Raw genomic sequence first — 21,716 nt, forward strand, 5'->3', positions numbered from 1 at the left:
CCGTATACCTCTTGAACCTGACTGATGCCGCCTACCCGAGGATCGGTGATGACATCATTGGTGAGATTGCGCCCGTTACGATCCGATATCGTGAATTGAAAATCAGCGCCTTCCCAACCGAGTATTTTCTCAAGGTCAAAATTGCTCATCAGTGCAAGTTGGTCGGTATACCGCGCCGTGGTGTGCGAGTCGTAGCCACCGGCCAGATTCGTCGCGGCGTCGCCCGTGTAGAGCACGTTAAAGGTATAACCTTTTTCCAGCAATTCTGTGCGTAGGCCGCCCCAGTCTCCCAACATCCAAGGGGACTCAGGACTGAAGGCTTCTTGTGCATGACTGTTGGCCGCTCCGCAAAGCAGCAGCAATGCGACGGAAGTATTAAGCGTGTTGCAGTTCAAATGAGTGGTCATGATAATCTCTGCTTTTGTTTTTATTAGTCAGATAATCGAACACATCTTCAGGTTGATCTTCCGCCCGGAAGAGCATTAAAGAATGTCTGCAACGGGTTGATCCCAGCGAAGAGCGACTGGAGTCTGGGTTTGTAAAGGCGTCGAGCTTGACGTGACACACGGTAAGTTGATGAGACGACGGGACCTAACTCATGCCTCGTCTGTTCTTGCGAATCAGCTCGGTAATTTATTTGAGAATCGGTAATGCTCTCCTTGTGATTGCTATGAAGGTTGCTTTCAACTTAGCGGCGCCGATGATGCCGTCGGCACGCTCTTGAAAATACCGGTCATTCGCTGGCCGCACTGATCGGGTTGGGTTGGCGTTTTTCAATGGTGTATTTCAGCAAGGCAGCGCTGCGAAATATGCCGTGGGCAAATTTGCTATAGGGCATGGTCAGAAAGAACGCCATGACTAGGCCCAGGTGGATGGCAAGCAACAAGCCCAACGCACTGGTTTCGCGCCCGGCAAGCAATGCCAGGCCGCTAGCGCTTACCAGGAACAGAAGCGCGATGAAGCCACGATCCATCGGTTTCTGATTCTCGTCCCCTTGCTGCGGGTTACGCCGCAGATTCATCCAGAGCAAACCTGCTGGGCCGATCAGCAGACCTACGCCACCGAAAATGCCGAGTAGTACTGGCAGGCTTAAAACCGGGTAGGGGGCCGACCAATCCAGCAAAAAATGATAGAGAGTGGCAACGCCTGTGGCTGCGAAGCACAGCATGAACCCATAGAAGGTGAGGTGGTGAAAGCGGCGGCGCCATAGGGTGAATGCGTCGTCGGCGTTGTTGCAGCCTTCCCCATGTCCGCCGTCCAGGTACTTGAGTTGTGCGACGTTGGCGCCGGCCTCCAGTGCTGCACTGGCTTTCAGCGGCAGAGGTGCCTCGGCGGGTGAGATTTCGCGCCAGAATCGACGCACGCCGATGCCCAGGGCCAACACGGCAAAACCGAACACCGCGCTGAACATCAGTGCCAACGTGTTGTGTGGAAAAATCCCGTAGAAGTTACCGCCTGGCATGGCAACGAACAGGTTGCCCATGATCATCAAGGTAAGCGACAGGAACAGCGCCAACCCAGCGCCTGAAGCCAGCCCCAAGGTAAGGCCGTTGCGTTGGTACAATTTACCCAGTGGCTGCGGCCAGGCGTAATTGGTGTAGGTTTCCAGCCGTACCTTGGCCATGGCTTTGGGTACGTTGACTGCAAATTCGTGCGGGGCAGCGTATTGGCAAGCCGACAGGCACGCGCCGCAGTTGTGGCAAAGGTTCGCCAAGTAATGAATGTCGGCCTGACCGAATTCCAGATGCCGGGTCATTGCGGGGAATACGGCACAGAAACCTTCGCAATAGCGGCAGGCATTACAAATGGTCATCTGCCGTTCGACTTCGGTTTCCTGCAGGTTGAGGATCGGGATCAGTTGGCTGGATACCTGGGGATCAAACAGCTGCATGTTGAAGCTCCGAGTTCACAGGAGAAAGACCAAACCCCGCACAAAGCGCGGCCTGTACGCCGGCGATTCGTCCGAAGGCGGTACCGATGGCCATGCCAATACCCGCGGTATAACCCTTGCCCAGTACGTTGCCAGCCATCATTTCTCCGGCGACAAACAGGTTCGGGCTGGCCTTGCCATCAAAGTGCACGGCGGCCGTTTCGTCGGTCGCCAAGCCAAGATAGGTAAAGGTGACACCTGGCTTGAGGGGGTAGGCGTAGTAGGGTGGTTTGGTGAGTGGCCTTGCCCAGTGAGTCTTGGCGGGAGTAAGCCCTTCGGTATGGCAGTCGTCGAGCGTGGTGTGGTCGAACGTGCCGACATGGCAAGCGTTGTTGTAGTCTTCGATGGTTTTAACGAACTGCGTTTGCGGCAAGTTCAACAGGCGAGCAAGTTCTGGCAACGTCCGGGCTGTGGTTCCAGGGAAAACCGGCGGCATGAAGCGGCCAAGCGCCTGTTGGTCGATAATCGAGTAGGCTTGCTGGTTGGGTTGTCCCGCAACCAGACGGCCCCAAATCGCATAACGCTTGGGCCAGAAATCCTCACCCTCATCGTAAAACCGTTCGCCATCGCGGTTGACAACCACGCCCAGGGACACGCAGTCGATGCGGGTACATATACCGCCGTCGTAAAGCGGAGCCCGGGCGTCGATGGCAACCATATGTGCCTGAGTCGGGTCGCCGACTGCATCGGCGCCAAGATCGAGCATCCGTCGCAACAACACACCGGTATTGAAGCGAGTGCCGCGAATCAGAAAGTTGTCCGATGGCCATTCACCACGCTCGTTTTGGCCCCAAGCCTCCCGTAACCATTCGCGATTGGATTCAAACCCGCCAGCAGCCAGGACGCAGGCGCGAGCTTCGATACGCTCCGCTGGGAATCGCTGTCCATCTATCACCCGTTCGGCCAGGTGAGCTGCGACGAAAGCACCGTTTTCCAGTTCTATGTCGGTGACCTGAGCGTCATAACGGATCTTCACGCCCAAGCGTTCGGCGCTGCGAAAGTAGGCATTGACCAGTGCCTTGCCGCCGCCCATGAAAAACGCGTTGGTGCGCGCCACGTGCAGAGCACCCGACAAGGGCGGCTGAAAGTGCACGCCATGTGAACGCATCCAATCACGGCATGATGACGAGGCGCGAATGGCGATGCGCGCCAGTTTCTCGTTGGTAAGACCACCGGTGACTTTAAGCAGATCTTGCCAATATTCTTCTTCGGGATAGGCATCGACCAGCACATCCTGAGGCGCATCGTGCATGCAGCGAAGGTTGCGCGTGTGCTGCGAATTTCCGCCGCGCCAGACTTTCGGCGAGCCTTCCAGCAGCATTACGCTGGCGCCTGCCTCTCGTGCCATCAATGCGGCACATAACGCAGCGTTGCCGCCACCTATCACCAGAACGTCGACCATCGTATCTCCTCGATTCACTGGCAGGGCGAAGTGACTGCCGCCAGTGGATTAACCATAGGGATGGGCTCATCGCGGCGAAAGGCGGATTTAGAGGTGAGGGCTTCAGTTTTAGTGAAGGGTGATGTTTCTGTGCAGAGGGGTATGTGGCAGGAATTACCACGCTCCCAGAAATACAAAGCGCCCGATGCAAGTGCATCGGGCGCTTTGATATTGAAATGGATATAGCCCATTTCAGAGACAGGCAGATTTGCCCAATCCAAGACTTTGGAGACAGGTCACGATGGACTGGCTCCTTAGTCGATCAGCTATTGTCAGCAGCGATCACTTGCTGTCTGGAATTGCAAAGGCAACCAGCTTCGAACCAGGCTTCGTACGATAATGCGGACGCCCACCCTCGGCGACCACCACAAATTGCCTTCCGCTGACCGGACTGCGGTAGGTCATGGGCGTAGCATTTGCGCTGGTGGCCAGGCGGCTGCTCCACAGCTCCCGACCGGTGGCGGCATCCAGGGCACGGAACGTATGCTCTGCTGCGCCACCGATAAATACCAGGCCGCCACGGGTCGTCACGGCGCCACCGGCGGTCGGTGTACCGATCGGGATGGAGACCAGGGTCGGCAGACCGAACGGGCCAATGTCACGCGGTGAGCCAAATGGCTTGGACCAGATGAGCTTGCCGCTGACAAGATCAACAGCGCCAATCAGGCCCCAAGGCGGCGCATTGCAAGGAATGCCAAGCTGCGAAAGGAAGTTGACCCGATAAGCACCGTATGGCGTGTCAAGCATAGGCTGCTCGGCTTGTCCCCCTGCGTCCAGACCAGGTGCAATCTTGAAATTGCGTTGCGTTGCTTCTTCGCGTGTTACCAACTCGATTCGGTCAGGGACCTGAGTCCAGTTGACGATCATCAGCCCGCGATCAACGTCCAGCGAGATGCCATTCCAGTTCACACCACCCATTGAACCGGGATCGATCAAGACATTCTTGTCGAGCGTGATGGGCGTGAACTGGCCCTCGTAGCGCGATTGTTTGAACATGATCCGGCAAACCATCTGGTCGATCGGCGTCGCCCCCCACATGTCTTTTTCGCGCAGTTGAGGCCCCCTGAAAGCAGGGAGCTCGACAGAGGCAGGTTGGGTAGGGGACAGCCATTCGCCTTTGGCAATATCACGCTGAGGCACAGGCTGTTCTTCCACCGCCTTGATCGGCTCGCCAGTCTCGCGGTCGAGCACGAAAATCTCGCCGCGCTTGGTCGGTTGGATCAGTGCTGGCCGCATGCCCTTTGCGGTAGGCCAGTTCAACAGGGTGGGCTGAGAGGCGACGTCATAATCCCAGATGTCGTGGTGCGTGGCCTGGAATTTCCAGCGCAGCCGACCCGTCTCCGCGTCGAGAGCGATCACCGCACTGGAGATGTCCTCGTCATAGGGACGGCGCTGGCCACCGTAAGCATCAGGTGTCGCGTTGCCCACGGGCAAATAAATCAGGCCGAGCTTCTCATCCGCGCTGATGGGGGCCCAGCTGTTGGGCGTGGAAGGCGTGTAATACTGTCCTTCAGGTGGCAGGCCGAGGCGATTCGGCGCGCCGGCATCAAAAGCCCAGGCGAGTTCGCCTGTCACCGCATCGAAAGCCCTGATGACGCCCGACGGACCACCCCAATATTGCCCGTCGGGGATGCCGCCACCGACGACAATCTTGCCGCGGATAACTTGCGGTGCCGAGCTGACGTAGAACAAGCCATGTGGGTAAGGTGCGACGCCCTTTGTCAGATCGACCGCGCCGTTGTTACCAAACCCTGGGCAATATTCACCGGTTTTCGCATCCAGTGCCACCAGCGTGGGGTTGTGGCTGGGGGCGTAGATGCGTTCCGAGCAAAACCCATTGGCGTCAGGCACTTTGTAGTACGCCACACCCCGACAAGGTTTACCCGACTGCGGTACGCCGTTGGAAATGTCGCGGCGCCACAATTCTTTTCCGGTTTCCGCATCGAATGCATGGATGCCGTTATTGCCATCACACGCGTACAGGGAACTACCCATCATGATGGGGGTGCCTTCGATCGCGTTGAGATCGCCGTTCACCGGCGCCATGTCGGCTTCCCAGACTTTGACCAGGTTCGAGACGTTGGTTGTGTCTATGTCGGCAAGCGGGCTGAAGCGGGTCCCACCCTGGTCATTGCCGTAGGCTTGCCAGTCGGTACGTTCGTTGTTGGCCATTGGCTCAGGCAGTTTCGCTGGCGCCTGCGATTGCAAGCCGCGTCTCAACATCGGAAAGTCCGGTGCGTCAGGTCCGAAAGCGTGACTGACGCTCCCCAAGGCGATTGCAGCGGCCAGGCCGCCGGCAAACGATGGCCAGCCGCGTGGAAGCTTCCGGGTGTTCGGCGCAGGCGTGAGTCGGGTGAAATGCGGTAGCAGAAGTACTGCGCCGAGAACGAACGGACCAATCAGTCGGGGCGCCAGCTGCCAGCCGTTAAAACCCACTTCCCACAAGCTCCAGGCCGTGGTCCAGACCAGCATTGCGGCATAGACCCAAATCCCTCGCGCATCGCCGCGCCAGAGAAATACAGCGCTTGTGATGAAGGCTAGTCCGGTGATCAGGTAGTACGCAGAACCTGCGTCCGCAACCAAGATGACACCGCCAATGGAAAGGGCCAGGCCGAGTATCAGTAATACAATGGCAAAGATACGACACACCCATCGTGAAGCTTTCGTCGTATCGCGCTTGGCATTCAAAGAGTCAGGCTCTGCGCCAATAGGGGTCATAAGGGTTTCTCCATGTGATCAATAGGACACACGTGTTGGGAACAAGCATTGAGGCGGCTCATTTGAATGACGCCGGAGGCAAGCCATGGGTGAACACCTTGGCGCTGAATATTGTCGCTCCTTGCCCCTTATCTCCATCACTGGTGACGGAGTACAAGGTGTTCGTATTGGGATCAATGGCGAGGCTAGTCGATAGCAGGTTGTGCCCTTGTTCGCGCCCCGGCAGCAGCACCTGGCCAATCGGGATACCGATCTGGTTAAAGACCATTACACGACCTTGCCCATAGATCGCCACATAGACATTGCCATCGGCGTCGACCCGCATCGAATCGGGGGAGGGCCCCGTGAAACGGTAGGGGATGGACGAACTGATGGTGGCGATGGTAGTAGCGTTGGCCAGGTCGATGCGATGTAGAAGGTTGCGGCCAAATTCGGTTGCCCACAGCGTTTTTCCGTCTGGACTTAGCGTTACGCCGTTGGCCATCGAGAGATGGGGCAAGACGACAACAGGAGGCGAAAGATCGGGAGAAACGTAATAGATCCCGCCCTTTGGCTCGGTCGAGATACCTTTGAAATCACTGAAGTAGAAACCACCCTGTTTGTTGAACGCCAAGTCATTGGGCATGAATCCGGTGTCTTGCGCGATGATGGTTTGCATTCCCGTGCCATCGGGTTTGACCGCGAAAATCGCGCCGAGGTTGCGGTTCAGATCGAGAGCCGCGATGAACAGACGTCCGTCGGGATGAAATGCCAGTCCGCCAGGGGAGAGGTTCTCTATCGTGGCTACGATTGAAAGCTGTTTGGTCGGCGAGAGGCGAAGTACGCGTTTACCCGAAACATCACAGAAAAGCAGGTTGCCCTCGCGGTCAAATATCGCGCCTTCCAGTATCCGACCTTCGTTGGATGCTTTGAACCAGGTTTGAGCAGTAACCGTTGGAAGGCCTCGTTCCGATACTGGAATGGGTACAGGGCTTTGTGTCTGCTTGTCGTAGGCCAATGCTGAAGAGGCGGGGAGTTGTCCAGCGTATGCGCCTGTAGCGATGCCGGCGGCGCCGATAGCCAGACAGGCCAGCAGGCTGCTTAGCTGGAGCTTTCTGAGCACTCCAGGGACACGAGCGCTGCTTCTTCTATCCGAACGTTTCCTACCGGCATGAATGCTTGTCGTGTTGATCGCTGTGTGCACCGCAGGCATGTCGAGTTGTGTCAGCGTGGGTAAAGCGGTCGTAGCGAATAGCCGGCTGGGGGGCGCGCCGGATATCGGCGCGACCAGCCCTTTGAAATTGAACGTTACGCCAATGCTCATAACGAACTCCATTGTGCAAAGCCTTTTACTCCCCCTCAGGGGCGTAGACTTGTTTATTGTTTGATAGGGTGAAGCTGTGTTTCTTGCGCGCTAACGTTGGGCACACGACCAGCGAATGTCAGTCCGCCGGAGGGAACCCCTACTTCAAATCTCTTCCCGTGGGTACTGGAGCACGAGGACCTCGGCACCTTCGCCACCTGCTTGGATCTCGAACTTTTCCTCAGTTGATTCCACGACGATCATGGACCAGAGAGGAAGCTCTTCTTCGCCATGCAGCACGCTGCCGTTTCCGACGAAAACGTAATAACCGGATGCAATACCAGGGGGCGGACCGTCCACTTTCATACCAGCGCCCAATCGCAATACCTGAGCGCGCAGCCCATCTGCCTCATCTTCAAAAAGCAGTTCCCAACTCGCTTCTTCGCGGGCCTGCATCACAGGGGCAATGGAGAACTTGATGGGCTCGGACGTCAGGTGCCGGCGTTTGCTGGGACGCAGTTGCTCCCGGTAGCCAGGTTCACTCAAATAGACCGGTTGGGAGTTTCCGGTGTACATCCGCATGGCAACGAAGGACAGCCCTTGCGGACCCGCCACGATCGGTCCGTAAGCCGTGTGATGATCTTTGAACTGGACGGTGAGCGGTTCAAGTACCTGCCCGCGATTACCCAGTGTGCCACTGCCAGCGATGAACAACTGAAACATCGACACCCCGTGGAAATGAGGCACTACTGCTTCGTGTGCTCTGAGTTCAGACATTGTCGCCTGGGGGCCTGGGGCCCGCTCTTGAGAGCTCCGCGGGCCAAAGAAGGTCGTTCCCCAATGCTGGTTTCCGGTACCGGGCGAAACGATAACGCTCCGATTTGCAAGGGCGTCTGCCCCACTGCGCGTGTAAATCATCACCAATGCTCCTATTGAATCTGCATGTATGCAGGACAAATCAACCGTCCATACGAGGCCGTAGCGTGCCCTCGGTCGACGCAAAATCATACTAGCATGTGTTTTGATAATTAGCACAAGTTTCAATAGGTGAAACTTGTGAGTGGCAGATTCGTGCTGAGTTAGCGCCGGTGCAAGCTTGTGTAAGATGGTGTTTGTGGTTTCATTCATTGAAACCTATTCCAAAAATAATTGACTTTCGTCTGGCTGCGGACGACAGTGCACCGTGGCAGCTCTGCTTTTGGGGAGAGCAGAGAAACGACTGCATCTCTTTACCTCGTCTCCCGATTTTCGATAGCGATCAAGGGCTTCAGTACCGATATGAATAATTACAAAAACTTGCTTGAACCACGTTCGATTGCGGTTGTAGGCGTGTCGGAGGATGCGGGACGTCCCGGCTCTCAGGCCGTAAGAGCTCTGATGAGCAATGGATACACCGGCGCGATCTATCCGGTGAATCCCAAATACGAAACCTTTGAAGGTTTGAAGTGCTATGGGTCCGTTGCCGATATCGAAGGCGACGTCGACCTCGTGGTGGTTGGCGTTCCTGCGCAGGGCGTTTTAGCCGTGCTGGAATCGAGTGCGCAGAAGAAGGTTCCTTTTGCGGTGGTTCTGAGCGGTGGCTTTCGAGAGAGCGGTCCGGAAGGGATTCTCCGTGAGGAGAAAATGCTCGCGATTGCCCGGGCGGCGGGCATGCGTATTATCGGGCCCAACTGCCTCGGTTTTGCCAACATCCATTCTCGTGTCTACGCCGCATTCGGCAGCATTACGCGTGAACCGAAACTCGAGAAAGGGTCGGTATCGCTGGTGACGCAGAGTGGGGGATTCGGCTACAGCATCGCCCTTGCATGTGCCGAAGCCGGTATTGGTTTCCGGCATGTCATCGCGACGGGCAACGAAAGCGATGTCAACACGGTACAGCTCATTGAGGCGCTGCTTGATGATGACGAGACACACACCATCGTCGCCTATATCGAGGGAACCAATGACGGTCGTGCGCTGTTGGAAATCGGCCGCAAGGCTACGGCGCGCGGCAAGCCGATCCTGCTGTGGAAGGGGGGCGTCACCGAGCAGGGCGCACTAGCGGCCGCATCGCATACCGCCAGCATGACGGGTGTCTATGATTTCTATCGTGCCCTGTTCAAGCAAACGGGGATCGTCGAGATCAGAGAGATCCATGAAGCGGTGGATTTCCTCAAGGCATTGGAAAGCAAAAAATACCCGGACAATGGGGGGGTCGCGGTGATGGGGGTATCGGGCGGGTCTGCGATCGTATTCGCAGATGCGGGTGAGCCTGAAGGTCTGACCTTGTGTGAACTTGGTAACGATACCCAGCAAAAGCTGCTGGCGGTCGTACCTAACATCGGGGCCGTCCATAATCCAATCGACCTTACCGCAGGGTATTTTTCAGCGGCCAATGCGCAGAAGTTGGAAGCCGCTGTAAGCGCGACGCTTGAAGACCCCGCCGTAGGATCGCTTTGCATTAACCTGGCAACCACAGGCGCCTCTGGCAGCCTGGCGGCAGCCCAGGTATTGGCCCGAATTGCCGCGTCGGCGTCGAAGCCGATCCTGGTTTTTTCCTCAGCCCCCAGCGTTCAGATTGCAGAGGCGCTGCGTGTATTCGCTGATGCGGGAATTCCGGTGTTGCCTTCGCCGTCGCGAGCCGCCAAAGCTATCGCAATGCTGATGCGATTCAAGCGGACTCAATCGCGCATTTTGCAGATGCAAGAGGATGAGGGGCTCAAAGTAGAGCGAGCTTCTGTACCGCTTAGCACCGCCGTTGGCAGTCGGTCATCGTTGTCCGAGGTCGAGTCCAAGGAAATGCTGCGTTCCATCGGGATCCCCGTCACAACCGACCTGATCGTGAAGGGTTTTGACGCTGCGCTGTTCGACAAAGTCAAAGCGCCACTAGTCGTCAAGATTGTCTCTGCGGACATTGCGCACAAAACCGAAATAGGCGGCGTAAAGGTCGGCATTTGGACTGCCCAGGAGCTGGAGTCAGCGATCGAGCAGGTGTTAGCCAACGCGCAACGGCATGTGCCTGCCGCCCACATTGAAGGTGTCCTCGTTTCCGAGATGGTGACAGGTGGCTTCGAACTGATTGCCGGGGTGGTCAAGGATCCTTCATTTGGCCCGGTGGTGGTAGTCGGCGCAGGTGGGATTTATGCGGAAGTACTGAAGGATTCCGCGTGTCGAATCGCCCCTTTCGGCCTGCCAACCGCTATGGAAATGCTCGATGAATTGCAATGCAGCGTGATCATGAACGGGGTTCGGGGCGCGCCTCCCCTTGACGTCGATGCTGTTGCCCGCGCGTTGGTGGCGTTATCGCAGTTTGCCTGGGAGCAGCGCAGCGATATAGCCGAAATCGACATCAATCCAATGTTTGTATTGCCCCACGGTGTGATTGCCGCGGACGCCTTGATTGTGCGCGGTTAATGAGCCGCCCCCAAGCTTGTCGCGAGAAAGAGCAATGTACAAAACATTCTGTAAAGGGGTGAATCGCTATGAATGACAGTCTGTCCGCCACATTGACGCATCGGGTCAATGTGAAGCCTATCGACCGCACGTTCGAGGTGCAGCAAGACGATACGATACTTGCTGCCGCCCTCAAAAGCGGGTGTCAACTGCCCTACAGTTGTCAAAATGGCATCTGCGGAACCTGTCGGGCCAAAGTACTCGACGGGGTGGTCGATCATGCGGAGTCCAGCATGGCGATACTTTCCAACGAGGACCGGCAGCAGGGATACGCGCTCCTGTGCCAGGCAAAGGCTTTAACCGCATTGACGATCGCCTGCGAGGTGGTGGAAGCAACACAAGACATCCCTATTCGACGGCTTGTTTCCCGTGTCGATCGTCTTGAGCGCCTGGCCGAGGATGTGATGAGAATTCGCCTACGCCTCCCTGCCAAGGAGTCTTTCAGGTTTTTGCCTGGGCAATACATCAACGTCGTGATGCCAGGCGGTATTCGTCGCAGTTTGTCGCTGGCAAACGTGCCCGACGACAACGTGTTGGAATTGCATCTCAGGAATTACGGTGGCCCGTTTAGCCAACACGTTTTCAATGTCATGAAAGAAAACGACCTGGTGCGCCTTGAAGGCCCGCTAGGTACTTTTTTTGTGCGTGAAGACAGCAGCAAACCAATGGTCTTCGTTGCCAGCGGCACAGGGTTCGCACCGATCAAAGCCATGATTGAGCGCGAACTTGAAAAAGCATCGAGTCGTGAAATAACGCTCTATTGGGGCGGGCGAAGGGCCTCGGATCTGTATTTGAGTTCCGTTGCCGAGGCTTGGACGAAAAGTCACAACGTCACGTTCATACCTGTCCTGTCAGAAGCGCACCCCGACGACCTATGGGAAGGTCGGGTCGGCTTTGTTCACCGTGCAGTCATGGAAGATTACGAGGATCTTTCCCAGCATCAGGTCTATGCCTGTGGAGCGCCCATCGTCGTGCAATCGGCAAGGCAGGATTTTGTGGCGTTACGCAACCTCCCCGAGGAAGAGTTCTTCGCGGACATGTTTGTGTCGGGACAAAAGGCTGTCCAGTAGAACTCGTGTCGTGTGTCTCGATTGAAAATAAAAACAAGCACGTGGAGGAAGATGTCCGTGGATGAACTAGCCAGCGAGTTGACGGTTGAGCGACATGAGTCGCTCCTGTGGATCACTCTGAATCGTGCCGCCAAGGCGAATGCCATGACGGTGGATATGATGGAGCGTGTGACGGCTGCACTGCAGGCAGCCACTGATGACCCGCAGATAAACGCGGTGATGCTGACCGGCTCTGGCGAGCGCGTGTTCTGCGCAGGGGTCGATATTCGTGAACAACCGGCGGACGGTGATACGGCACGCCAGCGTGAACGAAGGTCGTTAGCGTTGGCGGCGCTGCAGGACGCCGTGATGGACTGCCCCAAGCCAGTTGTCACAGTGCTCAATGGTACCGCGACGGGAGGTGGCGCGATGCTTGCGCTCTTGGCGGATGCCTGTGTCGCCGTCGATACCGCGAAACTGTCGTTGCCCGAAATTGATTTGGGTATCGCCACCTTCTCGGGTGCGAACATTTTAGAGGTCATCGGCGGACGCGCTTTGGCGCTTGATCTGATTCAGAGCGGCAGGGCGATGAAGGCTACCGAAGCATTGGCGAGAGGGCTGGTCCGCGAGGTAGCCCTGCGAGACGAACTCCATTTGAAAGCTTCGGCGCTGGGGCAGGCGTTGGGGGCAAAGAACCCGCGCACGTTTGCCGAAAACAAGCGGTGGCTCAATCGTTCGCTGAGAGCTGCATTGTTGCAGGCTCGGGACGAGCATGCACGACACCGTGCACTGGCTCAGGCCGAGCAATAGCGCAGCGGGCAACGAGTGTGGTTTTGCACGGGCGGCGTGTCCATATCGAACTGAGGGAATATGATGTCTGATCTAGAAGTCAGTACCGTTGGCCGGGTCATGGTAGCCAAGCTAAACCGGCCCGAAAAAAAGAACGCCTTGAGCGAGAGCATGCTGGATTCACTTCGCACTGCATTGCTGGCTGCCGATGAAAATGATGACATCGGTTGTTTCGTCATCACCGGTGCCGGTGATGCATTCTGCTCCGGAGGCGACCTGGGCCGTCGGGCCGCCGAAAGCGCAGAGGGGGATCCAACGCCGCTCGAGCGTAAAATCAGATTGCAAAAAGTCACCCACCAGGTGGCATTAGCGATCGAGAGCTTTGAAAAGCCACTCATTGCGGCGGTAAACGGCGCGGCGGTGGGGGCGGGCATGGATCTTTCGTTGCAGTGCGATATGCGTTTCGCATCAGAGTCGGCTCGATTTGCTGAGGCTTATATTCGTGTTGGCCTGATCCCTGGAAATGGCGGTTGCTATTTGCTGCCGCGCATAGTCGGTACCGCGAAAGCCCTGGAATTATTATGGACGGGCGATTTCGTCAGTGCTGAAGAGGCGTTGGCATTGGGCATCGTCAACCGAGTATTCAGTGATGACGAGCTCATGCAGCAAACGCTGGATTTTGCTACACGCCTGGCGGATGGCCCTCCCATCCAGCAACGCAGCATAAAGAAGCTGCTATACCAATCGCTGCGGACCGATTTACGGACGAGCTTGGAGTCGGTGGCTGCGCAGATGGCCGTGGTGCAATCCACGGATGATTACAAGGAGGCCATCAAAGCTTACAAGGAAAAAAGGAAACCGCGTTTTATCGGCAAATAGCGTGTCGTGCCTGGACCGACCGGTCCAGGCATCGTTGTGATAGTGGAGGTGTCCGATGGAACTGCGTCAACTGCGCTACTTTGTCCGGGTAGTTGAGTGTGGAAGCATGGGGCGAGCAGCGCTTGAACTCGATGTTGTCACCTCGGCCCTCAGTCAACAAATCAGTCGACTGGAGAATGAACTGTCCGTTCGGTTGCTGCTAAGAAAGAAGAGCGGCGTGCAGCCCACCAGCGCCGGATTGGCATTCTGGCATCGAGCACAACTGGTGTTGCGCAACGCAGAGGATGCGGCCCACGCGGCCAGGACTGGACGGTTCGCCGGGCATGTCACGGTGGGATTGGCTCCATCCACCTCAGGCGTCGTTGCACTGCCGTTCATGGAGGCGATGCGAGAGCGATACCCGGATATTTCCCTTCGTATTGTCGAGGCGTTATCGGGCAACCTGGAGCGGATGCTGAGTGCTAGACAGATCGATCTTGCGATATTGTTTGGCGCTGATCATGGGCGCAGATTCAGCACTCAACCGCTGGTAAATGAACGTCTTTTCGCTATTTCCGCAGCTGACTTTTCCCTGGTCCGCAAGAGTGAATCGCTGTCAATCAGTGAGCTTTCCAACGTCCCCCTTATATTGCCCGGCAGTACGCACGGCCTCAGGGCGCTGATAAACAATGCTTTTGAAAGAGAAGGCTGCACGATGAACGTCATCGCGGAAATCGACGGGCTTGCGATACTCATGGACGCGGTGGGGGCGGGCTTGGGGATGACGGTGCAACCTAGCGCGGCACTTGCAAGGCATGATAAAGACCGTTTCGATACGGTACCCATTTCCGAGTTCAATTTTACCCGCTTGAATCAAGTCGCCAGTTTGTCGGACGATGAGTTGTCGCCGGCGGGTTTGGCAGCACGTGTTGTTTTGGCTGACGTCGTTCGCACGTTGGTTTCGGATAAACGTTGGCTGGGCACGCAACTGGTAACGGTGCCCGACTGAACAAGGCGCGGTCGCCAGCCGTCTCGATGTGCCTCCGTTCTCGAGTTCGGTGGGTGGAACTGAAGTTGGCGAGTGAAATAGCGTCATGCTAGTATGTTATTTTGAGACTGATTCTCGTTTGTTGGCGAATGAAGCATTTCGTGTCGAGGAGGATCGTTACGATCAACGATTTTGATGGGGTTTTTCAAGAATGATGCGCTCTGTGCAACGTATCTTGGCAGTTTTCGAAAGCTTTAGTTCAGACCGCAGCAGCCTTACGCTTCAAGACATTGCAGACCGTATCGAGCTACCGAAGTCGACGACGTTTCGTATTGTCCAGAGTCTTGAAAAGGCTGGCTACTTGGTACGTCTCGAGCAGCAATATTGCTTGTCCTTCCGGTTCACGCGCTTGGCTGGCCTGGTAAAAAGTACCCTGGGTATTCGTGAGATCGCTCGACCCGTATTGCAAGAACTCGCTGAGCAGACTGAAGAAACAGTCTCCATCCATGCGGTGAGTGATCGCAATCGAGTCTGTCTCGACTCGGTCACTACCAGCTCGGCACCGTTGCGCGCGGTGGTCCAGGCGGGTGAACAGATTCCCTTGTTGGTAGGGTCTGCTTCAAAGGTCTTGATGGCCTATATGCCCAAAGCCCAGCTCACCCCGTTAGTCAAAAATGTTGCCAAAGCGACGAAGCGCACCAATGGCGCGGTGCTTGAAGAGTTCGCCATGATCCGGGAGCAGGGTTATGCCGTTTCCCATGGCGAACGGCTGTTAGGCATCTCGGCGATCTCGGTACCCATCAAGGACGTCAATCAAGAAGTGCACTATTGCTTGTCGGTGGGGGCACCGACTGTCCGAATGAACATGAATGAAAAGGAGTTTATCGAGTTGGCAGTCAAAGGTGCCGAAGTCATATCGCGACAATTCGGTGGAGAGGTGGCCTTGCCCGCCCCTACATCCGACTGATGATGTGCGCCTGACCTCAAGCCTGGATGTCTTGACAGCGGCTCATCGCGAGAACGAAACGCTCCGCTGGTCACTTCCATGCGAATGGACCAGTTGGGACTTCCAGGCGAACGACGACGGTTCACGATTTGAAGCGTCCCACCAGACCGTTCAGCTCATCTGACAGACTCGACAACTTGCCGGAGTCATCCTGTGCAGAGTTGGCCAAGCTCTCCACCAGCCGAGCCTCGTCATAAATCTGCTGGATATGCCGATTGATCTCTTCGGCCACGCTATGCTGCTCTTCAGCGGCGGCGGATATCTGCAGGTTTTGATCCCTTATTTCATTGACCGACAATTGGATGCCTTCAAAGCTGTCCCGGGTGCTTTCGATGGACGACACACTGGCTCGCGAAAGCTCAAGGCAACTTCCCATTTTGCCCATCACCTCCTGGGTCTTGCTGCCTAGGGCGCCGAGCAGTTGCTCGATTTCGCCGGTCGAATCGGATGTGCGTTTGGCCAGTGCTCTGACTTCATCTGCCACCACTGCAAATCCTCGACCTTGATCACCCGCCCTGGCGGCTTCGATGGCTGCATTCAGGGCCAGCAGATTGGTTTGCTCGGCAATGGCGCGAATGGTGCCAAGGATCTGGTTGATGCTGCGGCTGCCGGCTTCGAGCTCTGTCATGGACTGCGACGACTCGGTCAGACGGCGTCCCAGGCGATTCACGTTGTCCGTGGTGATCTCGATCTGCTGCTTGCCCTCCGCCACACGGCGATGTCCGTTCTCGGCGGACTCTGCTGCGCCGCTGCATGAGCGGGCCACCTCATTGGCGGTTGCGACCATCTCGTTGAACGCGGTCGACACCAATTCCACCGCTTCGCGCTGTCTCCCGGCGGCCTCGTTCATGTTGTTGGCAACCTCGCTGTTAACCCTCGAGGCATTTTGCAGATTGCTCGATGCGGCGCCGATGTGTTGGATCAACTGACGTATGGCGGTGAGAAACTTATTGAACCAGCCTGCCAGCTCAGCGGTTTCGTCGTTACCCTGAAACTCTAGTTCGCGACGCAGATCTCCCTCGCCCTGTGCGATCGATTGCAGTCCGGTGCTGACCTGGCTGATGGGTTTGACGATGGACTTGGAAAATGCCACGGCGACCAGGGCAAAAATGACTGTCAATCCTCCCACGATGAGGGCGGTGAGGTAGGTCATGCGAGTGGCCGCGCTCATGACTTCACTGCGCTCGATCAAGCCGATATAGCGCCAGCCAAGATCAGGCGACGTCCAGACGTTGGCCATGTAAGGGATCCCATTGAGTTCAACCTCGGTTGATCCCTGCGGGGTGGCGGCCAACTTTGCATAGGCCTCGCCCAGGTCCTTGAGCGGCTTGAAGCTATGCGTTGTGTCGCGGGGGTCTACCAGTACGACGCCGTCCTCGATCAACATCACGTAGCCGCTTTCGCCAAGCTTGATGCTTTTGACCAGCTCGGTGAGGTTTTTCAAAGACACGTTCACGGCTAACACACCTTTGACGATGCCATCGCTCGTGATCATTGCCCTGGCTGTCCCCACCAGTGCTGCATCTTCCTTACCGTAATCATAAGCCGGGTAAAAAGCGGGTGTTCGTACGGTTTTGCCAGGGCTCGCCATCGCCGCTTTATACCAGGGGCGTGAACGTGGATCGTAGTTGGCCAACTGAGGATCATCTGGCCATTTGGCATAGGAGCCGTCCTCCAGGCCGATGGAGAGAATCGCCGCGGACGGGTGGGCTGCACCGTAATGAGCAAACCTTTCGATCAGTTGCTGGGCCGCAGGAGGCAATGGCCGGCTGGCGGCATCACCGGTCTGATAGTTCTTCAGCGCGCCAACCGATACATAAACTGGATCGGTTGCCATTTGATCGACATTTTGCAGGCTTGCCTCGAAAAACTGGCGAATGTTGCCATCGATCTGGCGTATTTCCCGCGTACTGCCATCCATAAACTGATCAGCCGCTAGCGTTCGCGTGTTGGTCACGGAAACCACTGCGACCAGGCTCACGGGTATAAAGGCGACCAATACGAACGTCAGCACAAGCTTGTTTTTTATTTTCATTGTGAAGCCCATAAACAGGGAGGACGGGCAAACGGCCAATTTCACGCGGTAGTCGCCTTTACACCCGATTCTGCTCGGGTGCGATATGTTCGGCGGCTCCGCCGATGAAGCGGACTGTTTTCAGTCCGCACACATCTTGAGCCGCTCACCGATCAGTTGATTGCAAAAAGGGTTATGTAGAGAGCTCTTGCCGCATTGTCTTCTGGGGCTGCGGTAGTTCACTCGCCTTGTTGCTTGCCTTGTTGCCCACTGAGGTGCGCAGGTTTATTCCACGAGTCTCAGGAACAAACTGAGTTGTGATCAGACAGAGCACGGCAATCAACGTGACGTAAAAGGCCGGCGCCAGCGGGGAGCCAAACGCCTGGGACAGGTACGCAGCGATCAATGGGCACGTTCCGCCGAACATCGCGACACTTGTCTGATAGGAAATGGCGTGTCCGGTTGCACGGAACGATGTCGGGAAAAATTCCGCTGCGGCCACAAAGCTGGCTGCCCCATAAATCCCCAATCCGGCAGCGAGGAGTGTTTGCCCGGCCACGGCGCTAGCGAAAGAACCCGAGGCAGCCAAGTACATGGCCGGATATGCCGAGAGCGCTATCCATGCCGCACCAAATGTCAGTACTCGCTTGCGGCCAAACCGATCACTCAATAAACCTCCTAACGGAAGTAGGGCTGAAAGTACGATGACGGCGATGGCGTTTGAGATCAAAGCCGAGGTGGAATCCAGCTTTCCGACCTCAATTAGAAAGGTGTACATAAAGCCGAGCAATAGGTAAGCCCCTACCGAAAAAACCGGTTGGACCATGAACACGTGCAACATACCCCTCAATCCACCGCAGCGAATGGCCGCTATCAGCGGATTCTTCTTGATTTTGCTGGCTTTACTGGCCTGGCGGGCTTGCTTGTACTCTTCAGGCTCATCGATGTTGCGGCGCAGCCAGAACCCGACCACTCCGATAATGCCTCCAAGAAGGAAAGGGACGCGCCACGCCCAGTCTGAATACGCTTGATCCCCCGCTCCAAGCTGGAGTGCGACGACCAAACCGGCCACGACGGCGTTGGGCAGGTGAGAGAAAATCAGCGTGAAGCCAAGCCAGTATCCTCTGCGATTCTCCGGTGCCGACTCGACGATGTAGCTGGTCGAGCCGGTCGTTTCGCCACCCAGTGCCAAGCCTTGTGCGATTCGACAGAGCAACAGCAGTAACGGTGCGGCGATCCCGATGGTTGCATAGGTCGGAAGCAGCCCGATGATCGCGGTGCCTAGTGCCATGAGCCAAACGGTCATCGCCATGACCCTGATACGGCCAAGGCGGTCCGCCAGATAGCCAAACATCAAGCCACCCAGGGGGCGGGCTACGAAGGCCACTGCATAGACTGCGAACGTGCTCAGAAGCGCGGCAGTTCGATCTGAGCCGGGAAAAAAATGGACGGATAAAATGGGTATTGAGAACCCGAATACAGCGAAATCGTAGATCTCACCGAAGTTCCCGATAGCGCCAGCGGCTAGCGATCGCCGAGAACTGGTCGTTTTCGTCTTCGTCATGCGTCTTCTCCTGTGACAGGATGGTTTTTATTAGTTGATGCAAAGCTGATGCATCAAGACTGCAGGATGAAACAGTGTTGCTTCGCCATCAGGCCTTAGAGATGTTCGAGGCGTGGATCAATGTTGCGTTTTCGCCGGATGAATCGTGGTAGTCAGCGAGCGTAACGTTTGTGAAAAGCGTTTCTGCGATGACGCAATCCGCTAACGGAGGTTATGTTAGAAAGACGCGTGTTGCTGGGGTTTAAAAGCAATACGCGTTCACTATTTGTTAATAGGTTGGCGAGGTTTGCCGGGCCAGGCAGGTAGCCGAGCGTGGGCTTGTTTCCTGCAGAAGGTGCCACTGGCTTACCGCCGCATCAGGACAGATTTTGGTTTTCATATAGACCTCGATCGATTCCACGCTCACTATTCGTGAGCCGCCAATCAATTGCAGTTGGAGGAGGGCTTGAACTGAACCGCGGAAATAGAGCTGTAGAACGTGCTCAAGTCTTTTATCGGGACGGGTTCGCTGATCTGATGATCCGCTTGCTCGAAGAGGCTTCGTGCAGCATTGGCGATCAACATGGGAGCGCCAAGATCGTTGCCGCGCAAACAGGCCGCTTTGAGGATGGTTTTTTCGCTCGAGAGTGCCGTGTTATCCAGGGCGTGACTGGATAACAATTGGGTATAAATAGAGCGAGAGGATTCACTCCATCCCGATGTCTTTTCCAGGACCAGTGCCATGTCTTCCAATGCCAGCCCATATCGCAGGCCTGCCGCCGTGCATTCATAAGTAATCGCGCTGCATAGCGATGCGATCGCACCTGTGACCAGCTCGATGGCGTGATCTTCAGGGCACGCTTGAGGGGCACCATCCGTGTTCGGCGTCACGGCATCGCCGTCGTACAATTTTGTCGCCGCCATGCTTTCGATGAGCCCGACCATGTCTTCGAGCTGCGCGTTTGGCCCCAAGGTGTTGGTTCCGATTTGCAACAATGCCCTGACCAGAGCGGTTAGCGGCATCGGGACATCCCTGGACATTCCCAGCGCGACGGCTTGATCGACGTCTTTGAGCATCAAAGCGAGGGCGAAATTGGTGGAGGGTTTTCCCTGGGCGAGCGCGGGCAGCATCCTGTCTGTGGTTTGATTTCGCGCTTTGTTGCGGTTCAACACGTCCGCCATCAGGGGCAGTGAAAGGCCGGCTTTTTTGCCCATGGCCACGACCTCAAGGGTCCCTAGTCGGCAGCCAGCATTCATGGCGTTGTTGACCATTTTCATGGCTTGGCCGTCGCCGACCCTGTCGCCACAACGATAAATCGTTTGGGTAATAACTTGTAAAACGGGGAGGGCGCGCTCGTAAACCGTATCCGAGCCCGCAACCATCAGCGTGGCTTTGCCTTCGGCAACGACCAGCGGACTTGCAGACACCGCAGCATCCATCATGTCGATACCGCGTTCGGCCAGTTCTTCGGCCATACGTCTGGTCTCACCCGGAATGCCACTTGTCTGATCAATGATCAGTGTCCCCGGCACCAATCCGGCCGCGAGGCCGTTTGGACCGAACAGCGCAGACCTGACGTCCGAGCTGCGTGGCAGGCACAGGAAGATGACGTCACACCGGCGAGCCAGGTCGGCCGCCGTGGGCGCGACGTCGGCGCCCAGTTTCTTGAACGTGTCGACGGCGGCCGTGTTGATATCCCACACGCATAACGAGTGAGACAGGAATCGACGAGCGAGTTGACTGCCGAGGGCACCGAGTCCGATGTATCCGATTTTCATTGCCTGTCGCCTCTCTTGTGACCATTCAACCGACGCATGCGGCGTATCGGGGGAATGGTGCAGATACTTTTATTGTCCTGGGGTGCGATGAAAGCGTATTGCCTGAACGCTAAAGCAATGAACCGATCATGCCGCCATCAACGCTGATGCTCGATCCAGTGATGAAACCCGCCTGTGTGGATGCGAGAAACGCGACCACGCCACAGACCTCGTCTTGCTCCCCCATGCGGCCGAGCGGTGTGAGTTTGCGGCGTGCCTCTGCCTGCTCCGGGGTGTACGCGGCGGTGCCGGTGCGGTGCGATGTGTCGATCAATGCCGGCGCTACACAATTGACAGTGATGCCGCAAGAGCCCACCTCGTTCGCGAGATGTTTCATGTACGCGGTGACGCCGGCGCGAAAAACGGTTGAAAGGCTATGGTGCGGCATGGGCTGCTTCACCGATGCCGAGGTAATGGCGATGACGCGACCCCATTGTTTCTTGAGCATCTGAGGAACCATTTCCTTGGCGACCTGGATGGTCCCCCAGAGTTGATTTTGATAGGCCTCTTGCCACCGTTCCTCTTCAGTTTCGTCGAGCGTCGCCCGCAGCGGATTGGGGGCTCGTCCCGTGTTCAGGACGAGGATGTCGGTGCCGTTGAATGTAGCGTTCACCGTGTCGGCGAGGCGCTTTACATCAGCGGCGACGCGCATGTCGCCGGGAACCGCGACTGCACGCACGCCGTGCTTTGCCGTTATTTCCTGGGCGAGGGCGGTCAGTTTGTCCGCCGAACGTGCAAACAGCACCACATGAACGCCCTCGGCTGCCAGCGCGTGAGCAATGTTTTTGCCTAAACCTGCGCTGGCGGCGGTGATGACTGCCACTTTTCCGTTGATCTTCAAGTCCATG

General features: G+C 56.6%; 16 protein-coding genes and 1 pseudogene. 6 read left to right on the forward strand and 11 right to left on the reverse strand.

The window, feature by feature from the left end:
- The 6 genes from Q6A51_RS23065 to Q6A51_RS23090 all read right to left on the reverse strand — a co-directional run.
- The coding region (locus Q6A51_RS23065; protein ID WP_304575812.1) for a carbohydrate porin at window positions 1-407 on the reverse strand (407 nt) is incomplete at its 3' end.
- A gap of 326 nt (window positions 408-733) precedes the next feature.
- On the reverse strand, window positions 734-1,891 hold the full coding sequence (tcuB, locus tag Q6A51_RS23070; protein ID WP_304575813.1) for a tricarballylate utilization 4Fe-4S protein TcuB: 1,158 nt from the start codon (window positions 1,889-1,891) through the stop codon (window positions 734-736).
- Complete coding sequence (gene tcuA, locus Q6A51_RS23075) at window positions 1,878-3,332, reverse strand: FAD-dependent tricarballylate dehydrogenase TcuA (protein WP_304575814.1); 1,455 nt, start codon at window positions 3,330-3,332, stop codon at window positions 1,878-1,880. Before tcuA ends, tcuB begins: the two co-directional genes overlap by 14 nt.
- 321 nt (window positions 3,333-3,653) lie before the next feature.
- Window positions 3,654-6,089 carry a pyrroloquinoline quinone-dependent dehydrogenase gene (locus Q6A51_RS23080; RefSeq protein ID WP_304575815.1) on the reverse strand — a complete coding sequence of 812 codons (2,436 nt, stop codon included), beginning with the start codon at window positions 6,087-6,089 and terminating at the stop codon, window positions 3,654-3,656.
- Between the two features lie 58 nt (window positions 6,090-6,147).
- Window positions 6,148-7,392 carry an SMP-30/gluconolactonase/LRE family protein gene (locus Q6A51_RS23085; RefSeq protein WP_304575816.1) on the reverse strand — a complete coding sequence of 415 codons (1,245 nt, stop codon included), beginning with the start codon at window positions 7,390-7,392 and terminating at the stop codon, window positions 6,148-6,150.
- Between the two features lie 144 nt (window positions 7,393-7,536).
- Window positions 7,537-8,094 carry a hypothetical protein gene (locus tag Q6A51_RS23090; protein WP_095058147.1) on the reverse strand — a complete coding sequence of 186 codons (558 nt, stop codon included), beginning with the start codon at window positions 8,092-8,094 and terminating at the stop codon, window positions 7,537-7,539.
- 555 nt (window positions 8,095-8,649) lie between these two features.
- On the opposite strand from Q6A51_RS23090, the gene Q6A51_RS23095 reads away from it, so the two are divergent.
- The 6 genes from Q6A51_RS23095 (at window position 8,650) to Q6A51_RS23120 (ending at window position 15,454) form a co-directional block, all read left to right on the forward strand.
- Entirely contained in the window at window positions 8,650-10,764 is a 2,115-nt protein-coding gene (locus Q6A51_RS23095) for an acetate--CoA ligase family protein (RefSeq protein ID WP_304575817.1), read from the forward strand.
- A gap of 68 nt (window positions 10,765-10,832) precedes the next feature.
- Window positions 10,833-11,873, forward strand: coding sequence for a CDP-6-deoxy-delta-3,4-glucoseen reductase (locus Q6A51_RS23100; RefSeq protein ID WP_095058149.1), 1,041 nt, complete (start codon window positions 10,833-10,835; stop codon window positions 11,871-11,873).
- A gap of 51 nt (window positions 11,874-11,924) precedes the next feature.
- Window positions 11,925-12,662, forward strand: coding sequence for an enoyl-CoA hydratase/isomerase family protein (locus Q6A51_RS23105; protein WP_048392910.1), 738 nt, complete (start codon window positions 11,925-11,927; stop codon window positions 12,660-12,662).
- A 60-nt stretch (window positions 12,663-12,722) separates the two neighbouring features.
- Complete coding sequence (locus tag Q6A51_RS23110; RefSeq protein ID WP_304575818.1) at window positions 12,723-13,520, forward strand: enoyl-CoA hydratase/isomerase family protein; 798 nt, start codon at window positions 12,723-12,725, stop codon at window positions 13,518-13,520.
- A gap of 55 nt (window positions 13,521-13,575) precedes the next feature.
- Window positions 13,576-14,508, forward strand: a complete 933-nt coding sequence (locus Q6A51_RS23115; RefSeq protein WP_013692814.1) for a LysR family transcriptional regulator — start codon at window positions 13,576-13,578, stop codon at window positions 14,506-14,508.
- A 193-nt stretch (window positions 14,509-14,701) separates the two neighbouring features.
- Window positions 14,702-15,454 carry an IclR family transcriptional regulator gene (locus Q6A51_RS23120; RefSeq protein WP_013692815.1) on the forward strand — a complete coding sequence of 251 codons (753 nt, stop codon included), beginning with the start codon at window positions 14,702-14,704 and terminating at the stop codon, window positions 15,452-15,454.
- A gap of 121 nt (window positions 15,455-15,575) precedes the next feature.
- Here the strand turns inward: Q6A51_RS23120 and Q6A51_RS27640 are convergent, their stop codons facing one another.
- The 5 genes and pseudogenes from Q6A51_RS27640 to Q6A51_RS23140 all read right to left on the reverse strand — a co-directional run bounded on the left by Q6A51_RS27640 (window position 15,576) and on the right by Q6A51_RS23140 (window position 21,715).
- Window positions 15,576-16,343, reverse strand: a complete 768-nt coding sequence (locus Q6A51_RS27640; RefSeq protein WP_371856347.1) for a methyl-accepting chemotaxis protein — start codon at window positions 16,341-16,343, stop codon at window positions 15,576-15,578.
- 87 nt (window positions 16,344-16,430) lie between these two features.
- Window positions 16,431-17,540, reverse strand: a pseudogene (locus Q6A51_RS27645) (cache domain-containing protein); the annotation flags it as partial.
- Between the two features lie 160 nt (window positions 17,541-17,700).
- Window positions 17,701-19,071, reverse strand: a complete 1,371-nt coding sequence (locus Q6A51_RS23130) for an MFS transporter (RefSeq protein ID WP_095058150.1) — start codon at window positions 19,069-19,071, stop codon at window positions 17,701-17,703.
- Between the two features lie 423 nt (window positions 19,072-19,494).
- Window positions 19,495-20,829, reverse strand: a complete 1,335-nt coding sequence (locus Q6A51_RS23135) for an NAD(P)-dependent oxidoreductase (RefSeq protein WP_048392915.1) — start codon at window positions 20,827-20,829, stop codon at window positions 19,495-19,497.
- Window positions 20,830-20,938: 109 nt separating this feature from the next.
- A complete protein-coding gene (locus Q6A51_RS23140; protein WP_048392916.1) occupies window positions 20,939-21,715 on the reverse strand; it encodes an SDR family oxidoreductase in 777 nt (258 codons plus the stop codon).
- Between the last annotated feature and the right edge of the window lies 1 nt (window position 21,716).

Origin of the sequence: Pseudomonas serbiensis (genome assembly GCF_030580745.1) — a bacterium.
GTDB lineage: Bacteria > Pseudomonadota > Gammaproteobacteria > Pseudomonadales > Pseudomonadaceae > Aquipseudomonas > Aquipseudomonas serbiensis.

What these genes read in the sequence shown, in the direction of transcription:
- Q6A51_RS23085 (WP_304575816.1), bottom strand. Translation starts at nt 7,392, where the DNA reads ATGAGCATTGGCGTAACGTTCAATTTCAAAGGGCTGGTCGCGCCGATA.
- Q6A51_RS23140 (WP_048392916.1), bottom strand. Translation starts at nt 21,715, where the DNA reads ATGGACTTGAAGATCAACGGAAAAGTGGCAGTCATCACCGCCGCCAGC.
- Q6A51_RS23130 (WP_095058150.1), bottom strand. Translation starts at nt 19,071, where the DNA reads ATGACGAAGACGAAAACGACCAGTTCTCGGCGATCGCTAGCCGCTGGC.
- Q6A51_RS27640 (WP_371856347.1), bottom strand. Translation starts at nt 16,343, where the DNA reads ATGAACGAGGCCGCCGGGAGACAGCGCGAAGCGGTGGAATTGGTGTCG.
- Q6A51_RS23095 (WP_304575817.1), top strand. Translation starts at nt 8,650, where the DNA reads ATGAATAATTACAAAAACTTGCTTGAACCACGTTCGATTGCGGTTGTA.
- tcuA (WP_304575814.1), bottom strand. Translation starts at nt 3,332, where the DNA reads ATGGTCGACGTTCTGGTGATAGGTGGCGGCAACGCTGCGTTATGTGCC.
- Q6A51_RS23100 (WP_095058149.1), top strand. Translation starts at nt 10,833, where the DNA reads ATGAATGACAGTCTGTCCGCCACATTGACGCATCGGGTCAATGTGAAG.
- Q6A51_RS23105 (WP_048392910.1), top strand. Translation starts at nt 11,925, where the DNA reads ATGTCCGTGGATGAACTAGCCAGCGAGTTGACGGTTGAGCGACATGAG.
- Q6A51_RS23110 (WP_304575818.1), top strand. Translation starts at nt 12,723, where the DNA reads ATGATGTCTGATCTAGAAGTCAGTACCGTTGGCCGGGTCATGGTAGCC.
- Q6A51_RS23080 (WP_304575815.1), bottom strand. Translation starts at nt 6,089, where the DNA reads ATGACCCCTATTGGCGCAGAGCCTGACTCTTTGAATGCCAAGCGCGAT.
- tcuB (WP_304575813.1), bottom strand. Translation starts at nt 1,891, where the DNA reads ATGCAGCTGTTTGATCCCCAGGTATCCAGCCAACTGATCCCGATCCTC.
- Q6A51_RS23135 (WP_048392915.1), bottom strand. Translation starts at nt 20,829, where the DNA reads ATGAAAATCGGATACATCGGACTCGGTGCCCTCGGCAGTCAACTCGCT.
- Q6A51_RS23115 (WP_013692814.1), top strand. Translation starts at nt 13,576, where the DNA reads ATGGAACTGCGTCAACTGCGCTACTTTGTCCGGGTAGTTGAGTGTGGA.
- Q6A51_RS23090 (WP_095058147.1), bottom strand. Translation starts at nt 8,094, where the DNA reads ATGTTTCAGTTGTTCATCGCTGGCAGTGGCACACTGGGTAATCGCGGG.
- Q6A51_RS23120 (WP_013692815.1), top strand. Translation starts at nt 14,702, where the DNA reads ATGCGCTCTGTGCAACGTATCTTGGCAGTTTTCGAAAGCTTTAGTTCA.